The sequence below is a fragment of the Cupriavidus phytohabitans genome (assembly GCF_017815025.1).
Lineage (GTDB): Bacteria > Pseudomonadota > Gammaproteobacteria > Burkholderiales > Burkholderiaceae > Cupriavidus.
The window spans coordinates 1-1,568 of record NZ_JAGIQB010000173.1 but is presented as its reverse complement, the minus strand read 5'-3'; the positions used below and the strand labels follow the sequence as shown (position 1 = coordinate 1,568).

Sequence of the window (1,568 nt, the reverse complement as noted above, 5' to 3'; positions counted from 1 at the left end):
CGAAGTCGTCGGTCGAAACGTTGATGAAGAATCAATAGGTCATGCGCAAAGCCACGCAAGGGAAGAATGCAGCAGCCTGGCCGCTCATGCGCACTATGCGAGCCGCTCCCATGCGCTCGTCGGCAGGTAGTGGCGAGCGAAACCTTCTTCTGTCACGTAATGGCGTCATCCACCGTTTCTTTGTCCACTATTTCGGCACCAGGGATGCTTGGAATTCTCGTGTGCCGTGTGACAAGAATTTCGCGAAGCGGTTCGCCGCCTGCTCTCCGCTGATGTGTGCGAGCGGGGGCTGATGATGATGAAGGAGGGCACGATTGTGGATGCCACCATCATCGAGGCGCCACCCGGCGATGCACCAGGCCAAGAAGGGTAATGCGTGGCATTTTGTGAGGCCGGGCGCTGGACGCGGCTTCCGGGCTGGTGCACAGCGTGGTGGTGGGCACCGCGGCCAATGAGTCGGATGTGTCGCAAGCGCATGCTTTGCTGCATGGCCACGAGGAGCATGCGTGTCCTTGACTTGTGCAATATCTAGCGCCAGCGCTCATTAGCGTCTCCCTAGGCGAGCTCGCGGAGAACGAACGCGGCACGCCACCGGCGTGAGCGCCGGCACGAAGCACTGTTCGCCACCGAGGGTGGCATTTCTTAACCGAGAAGGAGAAACTGTTATGAGTAGTGTATCAAAGGGCTCTGGGACTGCTGGAGCAGGGAGCACAATAACGGACGCAGGTAATGCATCGGATGAAATCGAAAAATTGACTAAAACCACTCAAGAGACGGCCATACTCACAGCAAAACAAAGCGCGAAGATCTCGATCACCAATGCGGTGGCGAGCTTTATGAAAGCTCTCGGTGATAGCGTTAAGCAGGCCGCTCCCCACTAAAGTCTAAAGCGCGCTGGTCGGCAGCTATATCTGTCCGGCCACTCGTTTTGTTATGGCTGGCATGCGATTTGACGAGTGCCAGCCCGTGAGAAACACGAACGAGGAGTTCACAAAATGAGTGCAGTGAAGAATGCTTTTGAAAAGATTGGCGATGGCATTAAGGAAGTTGCCGATGGCATTAAGGATGTCGCCGAAGGCGCCTTGAAAACGGTTGGCGGTGTTCTGACCATCAATCCAGCCTTAATAAAGGCAGGCGCTAACGAGTTCGATAATGGCTGCAAGGAGTGCGTCAACGGTGTCGCCGACACTGCGGGTGCGGCAGTCGGCATCACTCCCATTGGCGCTGCGCTGAATTCGATCACGGATGGCGCTGCCAGCAGACTCGCATCCGGAGTGTTCGATAGTCTTGCTTCGACGGTCAACGGCGGCTTCACCGGCGTTGAAGAGATTATCGACGGGGTGGTTGACGGTGACCCGACCGAAATGGTCAAGGGGGCGTTCGGGGTCGGACAAATTGCTTTGCTGGCACTTCCCGGCGTAGGCGAGGCAGACATGGCGTTGTCGTTGGCGTTGAACACGGGAAAGGATATGCTCACGGACGCAGTGACCTAAGGGACATGCTGATCAATGAGGTTTGCGCTTGATGTCGCACGGGCCAGTGACCGCGGTTTTCGCAATGCGAGAGAG

At 56.7% G+C, this 1,568-nt stretch carries 2 protein-coding genes and 1 pseudogene; all 3 read left to right on the top strand.

Going from position 1 to position 1,568, the window contains the following annotated elements; translation table 11 throughout:
* Positions 1-262: 262 nt before the first annotated feature.
* Positions 263-507 (top strand): annotated as a pseudogene (locus J8I34_RS33915) (transposase); the annotation flags it as partial.
* A gap of 158 nt (positions 508-665) precedes the next feature.
* Positions 666-881: a hypothetical protein gene (locus tag J8I34_RS33910; protein ID WP_209778438.1), complete on the top strand. Its 216-nt coding sequence runs from the start codon at positions 666-668 to the stop codon at positions 879-881.
* A 114-nt stretch (positions 882-995) separates the two neighbouring features.
* Positions 996-1,493 carry a hypothetical protein gene (locus tag J8I34_RS33905; protein WP_029050495.1) on the top strand — a complete coding sequence of 166 codons (498 nt, stop codon included), beginning with the start codon at positions 996-998 and terminating at the stop codon, positions 1,491-1,493.
* The last annotated feature ends 75 nt before the right edge of the window (positions 1,494-1,568 follow it).

Bases quoted from the DNA above. Each gene is read 5' to 3' on its own strand.
- J8I34_RS33905 (WP_029050495.1), top strand. From the start codon at position 996: ATGAGTGCAGTGAAGAATGCTTTTGAAAAGATTGGCGATGGCATTAAG.
- J8I34_RS33910 (WP_209778438.1), top strand. From the start codon at position 666: ATGAGTAGTGTATCAAAGGGCTCTGGGACTGCTGGAGCAGGGAGCACA.